General features: G+C 67.6%; 18 protein-coding genes and 1 riboswitch. Of the genes, 11 read left to right on the top strand and 7 right to left on the bottom strand.

Annotation, left to right across the window (positions count from 1 at the left end; genetic code table 11):
* Positions 1-261 precede the first annotated feature (261 nt).
* Positions 262-909 (bottom strand): methyltransferase, encoded by a 648-nt coding sequence (locus tag EC839_RS08395; RefSeq protein ID WP_007161215.1) that lies wholly within the window; start codon positions 907-909, stop codon positions 262-264.
* Complete coding sequence (locus tag EC839_RS08390; protein WP_027599172.1) at positions 906-1,370, bottom strand: YbaY family lipoprotein; 465 nt, start codon at positions 1,368-1,370, stop codon at positions 906-908. Before EC839_RS08390 ends, EC839_RS08395 begins: the two co-directional genes overlap by 4 nt.
* Before the next feature lie 181 nt (positions 1,371-1,551).
* Here EC839_RS08390 and nrdR point away from each other — a divergent pair, with 181 nt between their 5' ends.
* From nrdR to ribA, 10 genes are all read left to right on the top strand, one after another.
* Positions 1,552-2,022 carry a transcriptional regulator NrdR gene (nrdR, locus tag EC839_RS08385; RefSeq protein ID WP_007161213.1) on the top strand — a complete coding sequence of 157 codons (471 nt, stop codon included), beginning with the start codon at positions 1,552-1,554 and terminating at the stop codon, positions 2,020-2,022.
* On the top strand, positions 2,019-3,143 hold the full coding sequence (ribD, locus tag EC839_RS08380; RefSeq protein WP_007161212.1) for a bifunctional diaminohydroxyphosphoribosylaminopyrimidine deaminase/5-amino-6-(5-phosphoribosylamino)uracil reductase RibD: 1,125 nt from the start codon (positions 2,019-2,021) through the stop codon (positions 3,141-3,143). The genes nrdR and ribD overlap by 4 nt, the downstream gene beginning before the upstream one ends.
* A gap of 56 nt (positions 3,144-3,199) precedes the next feature.
* Positions 3,200-3,358: riboswitch (FMN riboswitch) on the top strand.
* Between the two features lie 142 nt (positions 3,359-3,500).
* Positions 3,501-4,163, top strand: a complete 663-nt coding sequence (locus tag EC839_RS08375; protein WP_007161211.1) for a riboflavin synthase — start codon at positions 3,501-3,503, stop codon at positions 4,161-4,163.
* Positions 4,164-4,173: 10 nt separating this feature from the next.
* Positions 4,174-5,262, top strand: coding sequence for a bifunctional 3,4-dihydroxy-2-butanone-4-phosphate synthase/GTP cyclohydrolase II (ribBA, locus tag EC839_RS08370; protein WP_007161210.1), 1,089 nt, complete (start codon positions 4,174-4,176; stop codon positions 5,260-5,262).
* 109 nt (positions 5,263-5,371) lie between these two features.
* On the top strand, positions 5,372-5,848 hold the full coding sequence (gene ribE / locus EC839_RS08365; RefSeq protein WP_007161209.1) for a 6,7-dimethyl-8-ribityllumazine synthase: 477 nt from the start codon (positions 5,372-5,374) through the stop codon (positions 5,846-5,848).
* Positions 5,849-5,856: 8 nt separating this feature from the next.
* Positions 5,857-6,336 (top strand): transcription antitermination factor NusB, encoded by a 480-nt coding sequence (nusB, locus tag EC839_RS08360; RefSeq protein WP_027599169.1) that lies wholly within the window; start codon positions 5,857-5,859, stop codon positions 6,334-6,336.
* Positions 6,337-6,348: 12 nt separating this feature from the next.
* Entirely contained in the window at positions 6,349-7,305 is a 957-nt protein-coding gene (thiL, locus tag EC839_RS08355; protein ID WP_007161207.1) for a thiamine-phosphate kinase, read from the top strand.
* Positions 7,306-7,327: 22 nt separating this feature from the next.
* Positions 7,328-7,837 (top strand): phosphatidylglycerophosphatase A, encoded by a 510-nt coding sequence (locus EC839_RS08350; RefSeq protein WP_007161206.1) that lies wholly within the window; start codon positions 7,328-7,330, stop codon positions 7,835-7,837.
* A gap of 27 nt (positions 7,838-7,864) precedes the next feature.
* Complete coding sequence (locus tag EC839_RS08345) at positions 7,865-8,497, top strand: TIGR02281 family clan AA aspartic protease (RefSeq protein ID WP_007161205.1); 633 nt, start codon at positions 7,865-7,867, stop codon at positions 8,495-8,497.
* A gap of 95 nt (positions 8,498-8,592) precedes the next feature.
* A complete protein-coding gene (gene ribA / locus EC839_RS08340) occupies positions 8,593-9,216 on the top strand; it encodes a GTP cyclohydrolase II (protein WP_007161204.1) in 624 nt (207 codons plus the stop codon).
* A gap of 33 nt (positions 9,217-9,249) precedes the next feature.
* Here ribA and dxs read toward each other — a convergent pair whose 3' ends face one another.
* From dxs to EC839_RS08325, 3 genes are all read right to left on the bottom strand, one after another.
* Positions 9,250-11,181, bottom strand: a complete 1,932-nt coding sequence (gene dxs, locus EC839_RS08335; RefSeq protein ID WP_007161203.1) for a 1-deoxy-D-xylulose-5-phosphate synthase — start codon at positions 11,179-11,181, stop codon at positions 9,250-9,252.
* Positions 11,182-11,331: 150 nt separating this feature from the next.
* A complete protein-coding gene (locus EC839_RS08330) occupies positions 11,332-12,210 on the bottom strand; it encodes a polyprenyl synthetase family protein (RefSeq protein ID WP_007161202.1) in 879 nt (292 codons plus the stop codon).
* Complete coding sequence (locus EC839_RS08325) at positions 12,207-12,449, bottom strand: exodeoxyribonuclease VII small subunit (protein ID WP_007161201.1); 243 nt, start codon at positions 12,447-12,449, stop codon at positions 12,207-12,209. The genes EC839_RS08330 and EC839_RS08325 overlap by 4 nt, the downstream gene beginning before the upstream one ends.
* 263 nt (positions 12,450-12,712) lie before the next feature.
* Between EC839_RS08325 and ilvA the strand changes: the two genes are divergently transcribed.
* Positions 12,713-14,254 carry a threonine ammonia-lyase, biosynthetic gene (gene ilvA / locus EC839_RS08320; protein WP_007161200.1) on the top strand — a complete coding sequence of 514 codons (1,542 nt, stop codon included), beginning with the start codon at positions 12,713-12,715 and terminating at the stop codon, positions 14,252-14,254.
* Positions 14,255-14,509: 255 nt separating this feature from the next.
* Here the strand turns inward: ilvA and EC839_RS08315 are convergent, their stop codons facing one another.
* Both EC839_RS08315 and ppa read right to left on the bottom strand, forming a co-directional pair.
* Positions 14,510-15,571 carry a DUF748 domain-containing protein gene (locus EC839_RS08315; protein WP_007161199.1) on the bottom strand — a complete coding sequence of 354 codons (1,062 nt, stop codon included), beginning with the start codon at positions 15,569-15,571 and terminating at the stop codon, positions 14,510-14,512.
* A gap of 455 nt (positions 15,572-16,026) precedes the next feature.
* Positions 16,027-16,554 carry an inorganic diphosphatase gene (gene ppa / locus EC839_RS08310; protein WP_007161198.1) on the bottom strand — a complete coding sequence of 176 codons (528 nt, stop codon included), beginning with the start codon at positions 16,552-16,554 and terminating at the stop codon, positions 16,027-16,029.
* Between the last annotated feature and the right edge of the window lie 27 nt (positions 16,555-16,581).

The raw sequence follows: 16,581 nt of genomic DNA, 5'->3' as shown, positions 1-16,581 counted from the left end.
ATTGATCAATTTATAGCCAAAAGTGGCCAAATTTGAGACGTACTTACCCTGGCAAGCAGGGATCGCATTGTCCCCACAAGTGGGTCGAATCAGGCGCGGCAGAGCCGGCTCTCGTGCTTTATTTAGGCTTCAAACCCCTGTAGAACAAGGGTTTCGGCGCCAAGACTAAGCTAGTCGACCAAGCACAACACGAGCATTCGTGTCGCACCGAAAGTTGCACTATAGGTGGGGGCGCCGGGCTTGGAAACAAGGCGGGCCGGCTCAGCCCCGATAGAGCGCCACGCGGCGGAATTCGTCCGGCTCGGCCAGATCCGGCAGGGTGCAGGCCTGGAGCATGGCAACGCGGGTGAAGCCGGGGTGGGCGAGGTCGCGTACCCGCGAATCGGCCAGCAGGATCCGCTCGGCACGCGCCTGCAGGAGGTCCAGCAGGGGCAGATTGGCACGGTCGTAGAGGACGTCGGCGGCCAGGATGAGATCGAAGCGCTCGGTGCTGGCAGAGAAATCGTCCAGCGTCTCGATCTGCACGGCGTTGGCCTGGGCATTGGCGCGACAGGCCGCCAGGGCCAGGGGATCGAGGTCGCAGCAGACCACCCGCGCCGCGCCGGCCCGGGCGGCGGCGAGTCCGGCGATGCCCGAGCCGCTGCCGAAATCCAGGACCTGGCGCCCGGCAACGTGCTCGGGATGGGCGACGATCCAGCGCGCCAGGGCCAGGCCGCTGGCCCAGCAGAAAGCCCAGTAGGGTGGTGCCTCCAACAGGCGCTGGGTTTCCGCGGGGGAAAAGGCCCGCGCCATGTTGGCCGGATCGATCAGCCACAGCGACAGGTCGCTGTCGGGCAACGCCTGCAGACAGAGACGGGCGCCGCCGAGCAGAGCCGTCAGGGCGGCGACGAGGTCGTCTGGGGGCGTCACGGGGTCTGGTTCAGCACCAGTTCGCCGAGATTCTGCGTGGTCGGTCCGCCGACATTCACCGGCGGCAGATAGCTGGCCAGCTGACCGGCCTGGATCAGGCGCGCGTGGAATTCCACCTTGAGATCCGGGCGGGTGGGAAAGATCTCCGGATTGAAGGGCAGTCGGAAGGCCAGGGGCGCGCCCTTGCCGGTCACCGTCTCGCTGGCCAGCAGGCGCTGCGGCAGGCCCTTGGCATTGACCGCCAGTAGGGCGATCTCCACCTGGGCACCGGCCGGGACCAGCCCCTGGGCATTGCGCAGCACCCCGGAGATCTCGCGCAGATTGGCCGGGGTGGGAGCGCCGGCCACCGGGACCGGCTCGTCGGCCGGGGTGGTGGGCTGCGGCGGCGTGGTTTCGGGTGGGCTGGAGCAGGCCACGAGCAGACCGGTGAGCAGCAGGGGCAGGAGGACGCGTGGGGTCATGGCAGGATCCGGAGGTCGCCGCCGGCGAGGGCGGCACGGGAGGCTGGAGAGGGGTCGTCGAACACAGTGCGCTCTTATAGCCCGGCGGCTCCTGGCTGTCGATTCGTCCGGTACCCAGAGGTTCCCGCCAGGGGGTGATCGGGTACCATGAGGGCTTTCCCTTCCGGCGGTCGACTCCCCCATGCATTGTCCCTTCTGCGGCGCCCACGACACCAAGGTCACGGATTCCCGGCTGGTTGCGGCCGGCGAGCAGGTGCGCCGGCGGCGTGAGTGCCTGGCCTGCCAGGAACGCTTCACCACCTTCGAGACCGCCGAGCTGGTCCTGCCACGACTGATCAAGCAGGACGGCACCCGCCAGCCCTTCGACGAGGACAAGTTGCGCGCCGGCATGCAGCGCGCCCTGGAGAAGCGTCCGGTCAGCGTCGAGCGCCTGGAAGAGGCCATCGCCCTGATCAAGCACCGGCTGCGCGCCACCGGCGAGCGGGAGATCCGTTCGCGGGTGGTGGGTGAACTGGTGATGGACGAACTGCGCAAGCTGGACCAGGTGGCCTATATCCGCTTCGCCTCGGTCTATCGGCAATTCCAGGACCTGGCCGAATTCCGCGACGAGATCGAGCGGCTGGCCCAAGACCCGGGCAAGCAACCGGTATGAGCGAGGCAGGCCTGGTGAACGATGCCTTCTGGATGACCCGTGCCCTGGCGCTGGCGGCGCTTGGCCGTTACAGCACGGCACCTAATCCGCGGGTGGGCTGCGTGATCGTCCGCGACGGCCAGGTGGTGGGCGAGGGCTGGCATCGCCAGGCCGGCGGTCCCCATGCCGAGGTGCATGCCCTGCGCCAGGCGGGCGAGGCCGCGCGCGGCGCCACCGCCTATGTGACCCTGGAACCCTGCAGCCACCATGGCCGCACCCCGCCCTGCGCGGATGCCCTGGTGGCGGCTGGCGTGGCCGAGGTGGTGGCGGCCATGACCGATCCCAACCCGCTGGTGGCCGGGCGCGGCCTGGCGCGGCTCGCCGCCGCCGGCATCGCCACCCGTGCCGGGGTGCTGGAAGCCGAGGCGCGGGCACTCAATGCCGGCTTCATCCAGCGCATGCTGACCGGGCGGCCCTTCGTGCGGGTCAAGCTGGCGCTGAGCCTGGATGGCCGCACCGCCATGGCCAACGGCGAAAGCCAGTGGATCACCGGGCCGGCGGCGCGCCAGAGCGTGCAGCGACTGCGTGCCGAGGCGGGGGTGGTGATCACCGGCGCCGACACCGTGCTGGCCGATGGCGCGCGCCTGACCGTGCGCCCGAGCGAACTGGGGCTGAGTGGCGCAGAACTGGAACTGGCCACCCTGCGCACGCCGCAGCGGCTGCTGGTGGACGGTCGTGGCCGGGTGCCGCTGGACGTCCCCTTTTTCCAGGCCGGTGCGGCACGGGTCGCCGGTATGGCCAACGAAGCGCCGGCCTATGCGGCGGCCGGGCACGACTACCTGGCGCTGCCCGGTGCCCAGGGCCAGGTCGATCTGGCTGCGCTGCTGACCCACTTGGGTAGCGAGCAGGTCAACGATGTGCTGGTGGAAGCCGGACCGCGTCTGGCAGGCGCCTTCGCCCAGGCCGGACTGGTCGATGAATATCACCTGTTCCTGGCGCCCAAGTTCCTCGGCTCCAGTGCCCGGCCGTTGCTGGACTGGCCGCTGGAGCATCTGGCCCAGGCGCCGCAGCTGGAAATCCTCAGTGCCACGCCGGTGGGCGCGGACCTGCACCTGATCGCCCGACCGGCCCGGGACACCTGACGCCCCTGGCCCCGCGGCGGCGAACTGTGTTACAAAACCTGCGCTGCCCTCGGGCGGCGAGTTCTCAGGGCGGGGTGCAATTCCCCACCGGCGGTAACGCCCGATCAGTCGGGACGAGCCCGCGAGCGCTCTCTCGTCCTCTGCGGCGGGAGAGGTCAGCAGACCCGGTTGGATTCCGGGGCCGACGGTCATAGTCCGGATGAGAGAGAACGGGATAGCCTCGCCTGGCAGGGGTGCGAGCCCCTCGTCCGTCTGATTTCCCTTCTGTCCGTGCGCCCTGTTTTTTCACCGAAACAGGAGTTCGTCGATGTCTAGCTGCACCGCCTTTCTGGCTCTACCTCTCGGAGGCCTGAGCTGATGTTTACCGGAATCATCGAAGCCCTCGGCGAGATCCGCGCCCTCACGCCCAAGGGCGGCGACGTGCGCCTCTATGTCGCCACCGGCAAGCTCGACCTTGCCGACGTCAAGCTCGGCGACAGCATCGCCGTCAATGGCGTCTGCCTCACCGCCGTGGAATTGCCCGGCGACGGCTTCTGGGCCGACGTCAGTCGCGAGACCCTGAGCCTCACCAGCCTGGGCGGTCTCAAGCCCGGCAGCCGGGTCAACCTGGAAAAGGCGCTGATGCCCACCAGTCGCCTCGGCGGCCACCTGGTCAGCGGCCACGTGGACGGACTCGGCGAAGTGGTCTCCCGCGCCGATAACGCCCGCGCCGTGCAATTCCGCCTGCGCGCCCCGGCTGAGCTGGCCCGCTACATCGCGCTCAAGGGGTCGATCACCGTGGACGGCGTCAGTCTCACGGTGAACGCGGTGGATGGCGCCGAATTCGAGCTGACCATCGTTCCCCATACCCTCGGCGAGACCATCATGGCCGACTACCGTCCCGGGCGCCGGGTGAACCTGGAGGTGGACCTGCTGGCCCGCTACCTGGAGCGCCTGCTGCTGGGCGACAAGGCCGCCGAGTCCAGCAAGGGCGGCGTCACCGAACACTTTCTCGCCGAACACGGCTATCTGCAGCGCTAAGGACGACACCGTGGCACTTTCCAGCATCGAAGACATCATCCAGGACATCCGCGCGGGCAAGATGGTCATCCTCATGGACGACGAGGACCGCGAGAACGAAGGCGACATCATCATCGCCTCCGAATGCGTTACCGCCGAACACATCAACTTCATGGCCCGCCATGCCCGCGGCCTGATCTGCATGCCCATGAGCAAGGGCCTCTGCGAGCGCCTCAACCTGCCGATGATGGCCAGCCGCAACGCCTCCGGCTTCGGCACCAAGTTCACCGTCTCCATCGAGGCCGCCGAAGGCATCAGCACCGGCATCTCCGCCGCCGACCGCGCGCGTACCGTGCAGGCCGCCATCGCCAAGGACGCCAAGGCCGGCGACGTGGTCAGCCCCGGCCACATGTTCCCGCTGATGGCCCAGCCCGGCGGTGTGCTGGCGCGTGCCGGCCACACCGAGGCCGCCTGCGACCTGGCGCGCATGGCCGGTTTCGCCGAGAGCGGGGTGATCTGCGAGGTGATGAACGACGACGGCACCATGGCCCGGCGTGACGAACTCGAAGCCTTCGCCGAGCAGCACGGCCTCAAGGTCGGCACCATCGCCGATCTGATCCACTACCGCCTGCTCCACGAGCACACCGTCAAGCGCATCGACGAGCAGCAGCTGGAGACCGAACTCGGTCCGTTCAAGCTGGTGACCTACCGCGACGAGGTGGAGGGCGACGTCCACCTGGCGCTGATCCGTGGCGACCTGGCCGGCCAGGAGCTGCCGCTGGTGCGGGTGCACAACATGGATCCGCTGCGCGACCTCCTGCAGGTGCACCAGCCGGGTCGCTGGAGTCTGCGCAGTGCCATGGAGCGCGTGGCCCGCGAAGGCACCGGCGTGGTGCTGCTGCTCGGTCACTCGATCGAGGGCGACGACCTGCTGGCGCACCTGCGCGAGCCGCTGCCGGTACCCAAGGCGCTGTCCACCTACAGCACCGTCGGGGCCGGTTCGCAGATCCTTCGCGACCTGGGCATTCGTCAGATGCGCCTGCTCAGCTCGCCGATGAAGTTCAATGCCATATCCGGCTTCGACCTGGAAGTAGTAGACTATCTGCCTCCTGAAGAATGACCCTTCCGCCTGGCGCGCCCCGCCCGGGTGGCATGGCGCGCTTCACCTGGATTTCCACGGACGGCCTGGCACTGCCGGCCGTCCGGCTCTTTGACAACTGGACCCGCACATGAACATCAAGACCTTTGAAGGCACCTTCATCGCTCCTCAGGGCCGTTTCGCCCTGGTGGTCGGTCGCTTCAACAGCTTCGTCGTCGAAAGCCTGCTGCAGGGCGCCATCGACGCCCTGGTGCGTCACGGCATCAAGCCGGACGACCTGACCATCATCCGCGTCCCCGGCGCCTTCGAGATCCCGCTGGCGGTACAGAAGATCGCCCAGCGCGACGAATTCGACGCCATCATCGCCCTCGGCGCGGTGATCCGTGGCGGCACCCCCCACTTCGAATACGTGGCCGGCGAGTGCACCAAGGGTCTGGCCCAGGTCTCCATGGAATTCGGCGTACCGGTGTCCTTTGGCGTCCTGACCGTCGATTCCATCGAGCAGGCCATCGAGCGCTCCGGCACCAAGGCCGGCAACAAGGGCGCCGAAGCGGCCCTGTCCGCTCTGGAAATGGTCAGCCTGCTGGCGCAGCTGGAGGCCAAGTGAGCGGCGATCTGACTCCGCCCGCGGCCGGCAAGCCCGCGGGCAAGAAGGCCCCCACTGGCAAACTGGCTGCCCGTCGCGAAGCGCGCAGCCTGTCGGTCCAGGCCCTGTACCAGTGGCACATGGCGGGCCAGGCGATCAACGAGATCGAGGCGCAGTTTCGCGTCGACAACGATTTCGCCAAGGTCGACGGTGCCTATTTCCATGAAATCCTCCACGGCGTCCCGGCCAACAAGGGCGAGATCGACGGTCTGATCCTGCCCTGCCTGGATCGCGCCATGGACGAGGTCGACCCGGTCGAACTGGCGGTGCTGCGGCTGTCCTGCTACGAGCTGCTCAAACGCATCGACGTGCCCTATCGCGTGGTGATCAACGAGGGCATCGAGCTGGCCAAGATTTTCGGCGCCACCGACGGCCACAAGTTCGTCAACGGCGTGCTGGACAAGCTGGCGCCCAAGCTGCGCAGCGCTGAGTTGCGCGGCAAGCGCTGATCGCCCGCGGGCATGGGTGAATTCGAACTCATCCGTCGCTATTTCGCCGCGGCGCCCTGCGCCCGTGGCGGACCCGGCGTGGCGCTGGGCATCGGGGACGACTGCGCGCTGCTGGTACCCGCCCCGAATGAACAGCTGGCGGTCTCCACCGATACCCTGACCGCCGGGGTGCATTTCCCCAATCCCTGCCCGGATGCCCATGGCCTCGGCCAGCGCGCCCTGGCGGTGAGCGCCAGCGACCTGGCCGCCATGGGCGCCGCGCCGCTGGGCTTCACCCTGGCGCTGACCCTGCCGAGCATCGAGCCCGCCTGGCTGGAAGGCCTGGCGGCGGGACTCGCGCAGATGGCCGAGCAGTGCGAGTTGCGCCTGGTCGGTGGCGACACCACCCGCGGTCCGCTGTCCCTCACCCTCACGGTCTTCGGCCAGGTGCCGGCCGGTCAGGCGCTCTTGCGCAGCGGCGCCCGCCCGGGCGATCTGCTGTGCCTGGGCGGTGCGCCGGGCGAGGCCGGCGGTGCCTTGCCCTTCGTCCTCGGTCAGCGTGCCGCGGAGAGCGCCGCCAGTCGGCACCTGCTGGCACGCTACTGGGCACCCCAGCCGCAATTCGACCTCGGCCTCTGGCTGCGGGGTCGGGCGACGGCGGCCCAGGACGTCTCCGACGGCCTGGTCGCCGATTGCGGCCACATCGCCGCGGCCTCCGGCGTCCGCCTGGTTGTGGAGGCGGCGCGGCTGCCGGTGAGTCCGGCGCTGGCCGAACTCTTTCCCGCCGACGAGGTGCTGCGCCTGGCCCTGGGTGCGGGCGACGACTATCTGCTGGTCTTCACCCTGCCGCCTGACCAGGCGCCGGCCCTGACCGCCGCCTGGCCCCAGGCCCAAGTGATCGGGCGGGTCGAGGCGGGCAGTGGCGTTGTCGTCCTCGCCGCCGACGGTCAACCCATGATCCCGGCGCAGGCCGGCTTCCAACATTTCTAGCGCCCCGGCGCGGAGTCTTCTCTTGAGCGAACAGCAAGCCCCCGCCCAGCCGGTCCCCCTGTCGGTCTGGCGCGATCCCTGGCACTTCCTGGCCTTCGGCCTGGGTTCCGGCACCCTGCCCAAGGCGCCCGGGACCTGGGGTTCGCTGATCGCCTTGCCCTTCCTGCCGCTCTGGCAACTGCTCGGCGGCTGGAGCTATCCGCTGCTGCTGGTGCTGCTGACCGTCTTCGGCTGCTGGTTGTGCGGCAAGGTCGCCCGCGAGCTGGGTGTGCACGACCACGAAGGCATCGTCTGGGATGAGATGGTCGGCATCTGGATCACCTTCTGGCTGGCGCCCCCGGGGTTGATCTGGCTGCTGGTGGGTTTCGTCGCCTTCCGCGTGCTGGACATCTGCAAGCCCTGGCCAATCCGCTGGCTGGATGTCAATGTCCGCGGCGGCGTCGGCATCATGGTCGACGATGTACTGGCCGGCATCCTCGCCTGGCTGGTGGTTCAGGGATTACACATCGGTTGGGGTCATCTCGTCGGCTGACGAGACGCAGGCCCAAGGAGCAGGGCAGTGAAAAGACTGGGCGCGTACGGCCTATTGTTGGCCGTCGGTTCGCTCGCCTGGGCGCAACCCCAGGTCAGGGTCGTGGGGTTGTTCAATGGCGCCGCGGTGGTCAACGTCGATGGCCAGCGCAAGTTGCTGCGGGTCGGCCAGCGCCTGGACGACGTCGAGGTGGTCAGCGCGGATCCCCAGCAGGCGGTGCTGCGCATCGACAGCCGGACCCAGACCTTTACCCTCGACCGCGAATACAGCGATGGCTACAGCGCCCCGCAACGCCGCGAATTCAGCGTGCCGCGCAGCAATAACGGTCATTACCAGGTCACCGCCAACGTCAATGGCCGTCCGGTGTCGCTGCTGGTGGACACCGGTGCCACCAGCGTCGCCCTGAGTGGCGCCCAGGCCGATCAGCTGGGCATCAGCTATCGCGACGGCACCCCGGGCTGGGTGGAGACCGCCAGCGGGCATGCCCGCGCCTGGCGCACCACGCTCAAGCAGGTGCGCCTAGGCGATGTCGAGGTGGTCGGGGTGGACGCCATGGTTCTGGAAGGCAACTATCCCAGCCAGGGCCTGCTAGGCATGAGTTTCCTCAACCGCGTAGGCTGGCGCGAGGCCCAGGGCATCTTCTACGTCCAGGCGCGCTGATAGATCATCGGGTATCGACGTCATAACCCCTGGCGATGACGCCGGAGCCGGGGAAAAGGTTACAATGTACGTCTTTCCCCGCCAGGAGCCCGCAGGTGTCCGTCGTCTTTGTCGCCGCCTCCCAACTGCCCACCCCCTTCGGCCTGTTCACGATGCACGGTTTTCTCGACGAGACCGATGGCAAGGAGCACGTCGCCCTGACCTTCGGTGACGTGGCCGATGGCGAGCCGGTCCTGGGGCGGCTGCATTCCGAGTGCCTCACCGGCGATGCGCTGTTCAGCCTGAGATGCGACTGCGGCTTCCAGCTGGAAGCGGCGCTGCGCGCCATCGCCGAGGCCGGTCGTGGCGTGCTGCTCTATCTGCGCCAGGAAGGACGCGGCATCGGCTTGCTCAACAAGATCCGTGCCTATGAGCTGCAGGATGCCGGCGCCGATACCGTGGAAGCCAACGAGCGCCTGGGCTTCGGCGCCGACCAGCGTACCTATGCGCTGTGCAAGCCGATGCTCGAACACCTCGGCATCACCTCGCTGCGGCTGATGACCAATAATCCGCGCAAGGTGAAGGCCCTCGAGGTCCTGGGCATCCCGGTCGCCGAGCGGGTGCCGCTGCAGGAAGGCCTCAATCCGCACAATCGCCGCTATCTGCTGACCAAGGCGGGCAAGCTCGGTCATATGCTCGGCAATCTGCATCAGAACGAAGACGTGGAAAAGGCGCCCTAGGGCGCCTTTTTTCTATCTCGACTTGGCCGCCGCTCAGGCTTCCTTGCGCAGACCGGCCGGCGACAGGTCCGCCAGGGCCAGACGCTCGCGCACCGCGCGCTCGATCCCGGCGACGTCCAGACCGCACTCGGCCAGCATGTCGGCCGGCTTGGCGTGTTCGATGTAGCTATCCGGCAGACCCAGGTTGAGCACCGGCTGGACCAGGGCATTGGCCTGCAGGAATTCGTTGACCGCACTGCCGGCACCGCCCATGACGCTGTTTTCCTCGACGGTGACCAGCAGGTCGTGGTCGGCGGCGAACTGGCGGATCAACGCCTCGTCCAGCGGCTTGACGAATCTCATGTCGGCCACGCTGGCGTCCAAGCGCTCAGCGACCTGCAGGGCCTCGGCCAGTTGCACGCCAAACACCAGGAAGCCGACCTTGGGGCCGTTTTTCAGGCTGCTCTGGCGACGCACCACGCCCTTACCGATGGGCAGGGGTTCCAGGCCCGGATCCAGGGCGGCATTGGGGCCGCTGCCACGCGGGTAGCGCACCGCAGCGGGGCCCTGATGGCGATAGCCGGTGGTGAGCAGGCGGCGCAGCTCGTTCTCGTCGCTAGGCGCCATGATGACCATGCCGGGGATGCAGCGCAGATAGGACAGGTCGAAGCTGCCGGCATGGGTCGGGCCGTCTTCGCCCACCAGGCCGGCGCGGTCGATGGCAAAGAGTACGTCCAGATTCTGCACCGCCACGTCGTGGATCAGCTGATCGTAGCCACGCTGCAGGAAGGTGGAGTAGATGGCCACCACCGGCTTCATGCCGTCGCAGGCCAGGCCGGCGGCCAGGGTCACCGCATGCTGCTCGGCGATGGCCACGTCGAAGTAGCGCTCGGGATAGCGTTCGGCGAAGCGGATCAGGTCGGAGCCTTCCTTCATCGCCGGGGTGATGCCCACCAGCTTGGCATCGGCGGCGGCCATGTCGCACAGCCAGTCGCCAAAAATGTTGGAGTACTTGGGCGCGCCCGGGCGCTTGGGCTTGGCGTCCAGCGGCTCCAGCTTGGTGATGGCGTGGTAGCCGATGGGATCGGCCTCGGCGATGGACAGGCCCTTGCCCTTGCGGGTGATGACGTGGAGGAACTGCGGGCCCTTGGCGTCGCGCAGATTGCGCAGGGTGGTGACCAGGGTCGGCAGGTCATGGCCGTCGATGGGGCCGATGTAGTTCCAGCCCAGTTCCTCGAACAGGGTGCCGGGCACCAGCATGCCCTTGGCGGCCTCTTCGGTGCGGCGGGCGATTTCCCAGGCACCAGGCAGCTTGGAGAGGGCCTTCTTGCCGTTCTCGCGCAGGTGCTGGTAGGTGCGGCTGGAGAGCAGTCGTGCCAGGTAGTTGGATAGGCCACCGACATTGCGCGAGATGGACATGTCGTTGTCGTTGAGCACCACCAGCATGTTGGCGCCGGTGTCCGAGGCGTGGTTGAGGGCCTCGAAGGCCATGCCCGCGGTCAGGGCGCCGTCGCCGATCACCGCGACCGACTTGCGCTCGATGCCTTGCAGCTGGGCGGCGATGGCCATGCCCAGGGCGGCGCCGATGGAGGTGCTGGAGTGACCGACGCCAAAGGTGTCGTACTCACTCTCGCTGCGGCGCGGGAAGGCGGCCAGGCCGTCCTTCTGGCGCAGGCTGGCCATGCCCTCGCGGCGACCGGTGAGGATCTTGTGCGGATAGGCCTGGTGACCGACGTCCCACACCAGCCGGTCTTCCGGGGTGTTGAAGACGTAGTGCAGGGCCACGGTCAGTTCGATGACGCCGAGGCCGGCGCCGAAGTGACCGCCGGTCTGGCCCACGGTCCACAGGAGAAAGGCGCGCAGTTCGTCGGCGACGGCTTCCAGCTCGGCATCACCGAGCTGGCGCAGCTGGACCGGCGAGTCGATGCGGTCGAGCAGGGGCGTCGCGGGACGCTGGCGGGGAATCTCGTGAAACGTCTTGGGCATCTGGCTGATCACTTTGCGCAGAGAATTAGGCAGTTTACCCGATGCCCGCGTGGCATCCCAACAGCGGACAGGGCGTCTTGTTATGCCCCTGTGACAACGGACCCGGGGGCAAATGCGGCTCGGGTCACGAGTTTTTCCGCCGGGATGCGGCTAGCTGCGCCTGGCGACGATGTAGCGGGCCAGGGCGCGCAGGGGTTCGGCGGGCTCGCCCAGGGCCTCGATGGCGGCCAGGGCGGTGTCGCGCAGCTCCAGGGCATAGGCCTTGGCCGCGTCCAGCCCGAGCAGCGCCGGGTAGGTCGGTTTGTCGCGGGCGAGATCAGCGCCCTGGCGTTTGCCCAGGGTCTGGGTATCGCTTTCGATGTCGAGCACGTCGTCCCAGACCTGGAAGGCCAGGCCAATGGCCTCGGCATAGCGGCCCAGGGCCTCACGCTCGCCGGCACCGGCGGCTTCGCTGGCCAGGGCGCCGAGTTGCACGCTGGCGGCGATCAGGGCGCCGGTCTTGTGCAGGTGCATGGTCTCCAGCGCCGGCTGGTCGATGCGCCGGCCGACCGATTCCAGGTCGATGGCCTGGCCGCCGACCATGCCCGCCGGGCCGCTGGCGCGCGCCAGCACCGCGACCATCTCCAGCCGCACCGCGGCGTCCTGGGGCGCCGCCAGCAGGGTCTCGAAGGCCAGGGTCTGCAGGCCGTCGCCGGCAAGGATGGCGCAGGCTTCGTCATAGGCCTTGTGGGTGGTGGGCCGGCCGCGGCGCAGGTCGTCGTCGTCCATGGCCGGCAGGTCGTCGTGGACCAGGGAATAGGCGTGGATCAGCTCAACCGCGCAGGCAGCCTGGTCGGCGCGTGCCGAATCGCCGCCCAGGGCTTCGCAGGCGGCATAGACCAGCAGCGGCCGCACCCGCTTGCCGCCGCCCATGACGCTGTAGGCCATGGCCGCATAGAGCCGGGCGAGTTCGGCGCGCGGGGCGGTGAAGAGCGGGGCGAGGGCGGTGTCGACGCGGGTCTGGCAGCGTTGCTGGTAGGCCTCGATCATGCGTCGTCCCCAACCGGGGCGAAGGGCGCGGCGCTGAGTTCGCCGTCCTTTTCCAGCAGGATCTGCACCTTCTGCTCGGCCTGGGCCAGGGCGCCCTGGCATTCGCGGGTCAGGCGGATGCCCTGTTCGAAGGCGCCGAGGGAGTCCTCCAGGGACAGCTCGCCACTTTCCAGGCGTTCCACCAGGGTCTGCAATTCGGCCAGGGATTGTTCGAAGTCGGGAGCTTTCTTGCGGGCCATCGGGATTCTCGACAGAGGCGATCGGGTCGCGGGAAGTGGGCTACAGGTCGGCCATTGTGCCACAGCCATCAGCGCCGCTTGACGCCATGCCCGGCCAGGCCCTAGGGTAGCGGGCATGAAAACGCGCAGCCACCAACGCCCCAGCATTATTACCGCCATTACCTGATGGCGGGACAGCGTTAGCTGCGCAACCAGACCCGCCCAAGAGGCGGGTTTGTACTTTCTGACTCCTGGGCCCCGACGAAACACCCCAGGAGCCCGCCATGACCGCCCAGGAACCCGCCACCGATCTCTTGCAGCGCTATGCCCGCAAGATCCTCGAAGCCCCTGTCTACGACGTGGCGATCGAAACGCCCCTGCAACCGGCGCGGGCGCTGTCCGAGCGACTGGGCTGCCAGGTGCTGCTCAAGCGCGAAGACCTGCAGCCGGTGTTTTCCTTCAAAATCCGCGGTGCCTACACCAAGCTGGCCAGCCTCTCGGCCAGCGAAAAGGCCCGTGGGGTGATCACCGCCAGCGCCGGCAACCACGCCCAGGGCCTGTCCCTGGCGGCGCGCGAGCTCGGCGTGCGGGCGATCATCGTGATGCCGCGGACCACGCCGGAGCTCAAGGTCATCGGCGTGCAATCGCGTGGTGGCGAGGTGGTGCTGCACGGCGACGCCTTTCCCGAGGCCCTGGCCGAGGCGCTGCGCCTGGTCGAGGAACAGGGCTACACCTTCGTGCCGCCCTATGACGATCCGGACGTCATCGCCGGCCAGGGCACCGTGGCCATGGAGATCCTGCGCCAGCATCCCGGTCGCCTGGACGCCATCTTCGTCCCCGTGGGCGGTGGCGGCCTGATCGCCGGCATCGCGGCCTACGTGAAATACCTGCGCCCCGAGATCAGGGTGATCGGTGTCGAACCGGACGACTCCAACTGCCTGCAGCAGGCCATGGCCGCGAGGGAGCGGGTGGTGCTGCCGCGGGTGGGGCTGTTCGCCGACGGCGTGGCCGTGGCCCAGATCGGCCATCACACCTTCGAGGTCTGTCGGCGCTATGTCGACGAGGTGATCACCGTCAGCTCCGACGAGATCTGCGCGGCGATCAAGGACATCTACGACGATACCCGCTCCATCACCGAACCGGCCGGCGCCCTGGGCGTGGCGGGGATCAAGAAATACGCCGAGCGTGAAGGCAGCGGCGGCCAGGTGCTGGTGGCCATCGATTCGGGTGCCAACATCAACTTCGACCGCTTGCGCCATGTGGCCGAGCGTGCCGAGCTGGGCGAGCAGCGCGAAGCCATCATCGCCGTGACCATTCCCGAGCGTCCGGGCAGCTTTCGCGCCTTCTGCGAGGCCCTGGGCCGGCGGCAGATCACCGAATTCAACTACCGCTACCACACCGGCGAAGAGGCCCACATCTTCGTTGGCGTCCAGACCCATCCCCAGCGCGATCCACGTGACGCCCTCATCCAGGGGCTGCGCGACCAGGGCTTCCCGGTGCTGGACCTGACCGACAACGAACTGGCCAAGCTGCATATCCGTCACACCGTGGGCGGCCATGCCGCACGGGTCGGCCAGGAGCAGGTATTTCGTTTCGAGTTTCCGGAGCGCCCCCGCGCCCTGTTCGACTTTCTCGAAAAGCTGGGCGGGCGCTGGAACATCAGCATGTTCCATTACCGTAACCACGGCGCGGCGGATGGCCGGGTGTTCGCGGGGCTGGAGGCTAGCCAGGCCGAGCGGGAAGAGCTGCTGGCGACCCTGGATGCCATCGGCTATCGCTATTGGGACGAGACGGAGAATCCGGCGTATCGGTTGTTTATCGGGTGAAAAGGGGTTGGGCTTCGCTGCGCTCAACGCCAACCTACGGGGGCATACGGGTAGGGTGGACAACGGCGGAGCCTTATCCACCGTTGGCAGCGGAGCCTGTCAGTGGAAAACGCTGCGCGGTTTTCCATGCTACGAGCTGCGGAGTCTAACCGCCCCCTCTCCCTCGGGGAGAGGGCTGGGGTAAGGGCGGCCAAACACCGATAATCCAGCCCGTTGGGCTTCGCTTCGCTCAGCGCCAACCCATGTGGGGTGGCCTCAATCCGCGTCGTAGCGGGCGTTGAAGGCCCGCACGAAGGCGTTGCGCAGGATATTGAAGAAGGCCTGCAGCGGGCTGATGTCCTGATCCTTCACGCTTCCGGAAAGATCCACCCGGGTGGCGAATTGATCGCGGGGCTGGTTCTTCAGCAGCGTCTGGGCAGTGCCGACCACGGCTTCCCAGGCGCTTTCCAGGGCGTTCTTGTTGCGATTCTCGACGTCCTGCTGCCAGTCGAAGATGTCGACGTTCTTCATCAGGGGTTTGACGTAGCCGCTGAGCCGACCATCCACTGCCTTGGCTTCGACTACCACGTCGCCGCTGCCGGCGCGGAAATCGAACTTGCCGTAGGCGCGGGCGAAGTCGTTGAGCTTGGGCAGGTCGATGTCGGTCACGCGCAGGCGGAAGTCGAAGTCGGTGAAATCCTTGAAGGGATCGAAGCGAGCGCTGGCTTCCAGTGGCGCGCTGCCGAGGATGGTGGCCTTGCCTTCGAAGTGGGCGATGCGTTCGCCCTGGACGTCGGCGGCGTTGGTCAGGTTGTAGAGGCTGGCGTTGACGTCGGTGGCCGCCAGATTCACCTGGGGCTTGGAATTGAAGTTGCGGAAGGTCACCCGCCCATTGACCACCCGCACCTCGTCGAGGGTGATGGAGATCAGCTTGTCGACTTGGTCCTGCCAGTCGGTGCCTTCACCGGTCTGCGATTGCTCCTTGCGCGCGCCGCCGTCGACGAAGTTGAGTTCGGGACGATCGAAGAGGATGCGTCCGACGATGGCATGGTCCCGCCACAGCGAGCGCCAGCTCACCGCGATGTCGATGCTGGGCGCCTTGAGAAAGGGCACCGGCACCTTGCCGTTGACCTTGACGATCTCCAGGCCCTCGATGCGATAGGCGCCGCGCCACCAGGCCAGGTCCACGTCGGTGACCTGGCCGCGATAGTCGCCCATGTCGGCCAGCTTCTCGTTGAGGTAGTGGCGGATCACCAAGGGCGCGGCCAGGTGCAGGCACAGCAGCAGGACGATCAGGCCGATGAAGACGCAGAGGGGCAGACGCAGGCGACGGGTCATGGCGGTGGCTCGGGAGCGTACTCGTCTCCGGTCGACCCCACGGGGCGGGCCTGAGTTTCTCGTGAGTACGTCGAGCGACCAGACCCAGGGTCCGGCATGGGCGAAAGACTCTGCCCGGATGGCCCGCATTCGAGCCGGACGTCGGTCCGCTGGGCCTGGCTGAGCGCTGCTCGAATCGCAGACGCAAAAAAGCCGGCTTGTGGCCGGCTTTCGAGGGCGGGTTGAGCTGATTTTTGGTGAGCCCGGCCCGCCCGGGTTGCCCTTGCCGGGCAGATGAGAAAGAGGCCTGGAGCCTCCGGCGGCGATCGGCAGATGGCGGATCGGCGCAGGGTCGCGGATGGCGACGAGGGGTGCAGGGTAGTCGCTTTGCCGTCGGATAGGAAGCCCGGCGTGGCCGGCGTTGCGTCCTGAAACAGAAAAGCCCGGCGAACCGGGCTTTGCGACAGCGGCGTGGATCAGCCCTTGTAGGCGGCCACGGCCTTGGTGATCTCGGCGCGGGCGGCGTCGGCGTCGCCCCAGCCTTCGACCTTGACCCACTTGCCCTTCTCCAGGTCCTTGTAGTTCTCGAAGAAGTGCTTGATCTGCTCCAGCAGCAGGGCCGGCAGGTCGGTGTATTCCTTCACGTCCTTGTACAGGACGCTCAGCTTGTCGTGGGGGACGGCGATCAGCTTGGCGTCACCACCGGCTTCGTCGGTCATGTGCAGCACGCCGACCGGACGGGCGCGGATCACGGCGCCGGGAGCGACCGGGTAGGGGGTCACGACCAGCACGTCCAGGGGATCGCCATCGTCGGCCAGGGTGTTGGGGATGTAGCCGTAGTTGGCCGGGTAGAACATGGGGGTGGCCATGAAACGGTCGACGAAGAGGGCGTCGCTGTCCTTGTCGATCTCGTACTTGATCGGTGCGTGGTTGGCCGGAATCTCGATGGCGACGTAGATGTCGTTCGGCAGGTCTTTGCCGGCGGGAATCTTGCTGTAGCTCATGAACGGGTCCCTCTGGTCGGTTGGGAA

Source organism: Pseudomonas sp. JUb52, assembly GCF_004341115.1.
Taxonomy (GTDB): Bacteria; Pseudomonadota; Gammaproteobacteria; order Pseudomonadales; family Pseudomonadaceae; genus Chryseomonas; species Chryseomonas oryzihabitans.
The sequence above is the reverse complement of the archived record's forward strand: the minus strand, read 5'-3'. Positions and strand labels throughout refer to the sequence as shown.

What these genes read in the sequence shown, in the direction of transcription:
- ribD (WP_007161212.1), top strand. Translation starts at nt 2,019, where the DNA reads ATGAGCGAGGCAGGCCTGGTGAACGATGCCTTCTGGATGACCCGTGCC.
- ilvA (WP_007161200.1), top strand. Translation starts at nt 12,713, where the DNA reads ATGACCGCCCAGGAACCCGCCACCGATCTCTTGCAGCGCTATGCCCGC.
- EC839_RS08315 (WP_007161199.1), bottom strand. Translation starts at nt 15,571, where the DNA reads ATGACCCGTCGCCTGCGTCTGCCCCTCTGCGTCTTCATCGGCCTGATC.
- ppa (WP_007161198.1), bottom strand. Translation starts at nt 16,554, where the DNA reads ATGAGCTACAGCAAGATTCCCGCCGGCAAAGACCTGCCGAACGACATC.
- nrdR (WP_007161213.1), top strand. Translation starts at nt 1,552, where the DNA reads ATGCATTGTCCCTTCTGCGGCGCCCACGACACCAAGGTCACGGATTCC.
- thiL (WP_007161207.1), top strand. Translation starts at nt 6,349, where the DNA reads ATGGGTGAATTCGAACTCATCCGTCGCTATTTCGCCGCGGCGCCCTGC.
- dxs (WP_007161203.1), bottom strand. Translation starts at nt 11,181, where the DNA reads ATGCCCAAGACGTTTCACGAGATTCCCCGCCAGCGTCCCGCGACGCCC.
- EC839_RS08390 (WP_027599172.1), bottom strand. Translation starts at nt 1,370, where the DNA reads ATGACCCCACGCGTCCTCCTGCCCCTGCTGCTCACCGGTCTGCTCGTG.
- EC839_RS08375 (WP_007161211.1), top strand. Translation starts at nt 3,501, where the DNA reads ATGTTTACCGGAATCATCGAAGCCCTCGGCGAGATCCGCGCCCTCACG.
- EC839_RS08325 (WP_007161201.1), bottom strand. Translation starts at nt 12,449, where the DNA reads ATGGCCCGCAAGAAAGCTCCCGACTTCGAACAATCCCTGGCCGAATTG.
- ribE (WP_007161209.1), top strand. Translation starts at nt 5,372, where the DNA reads ATGAACATCAAGACCTTTGAAGGCACCTTCATCGCTCCTCAGGGCCGT.
- EC839_RS08330 (WP_007161202.1), bottom strand. Translation starts at nt 12,210, where the DNA reads ATGATCGAGGCCTACCAGCAACGCTGCCAGACCCGCGTCGACACCGCC.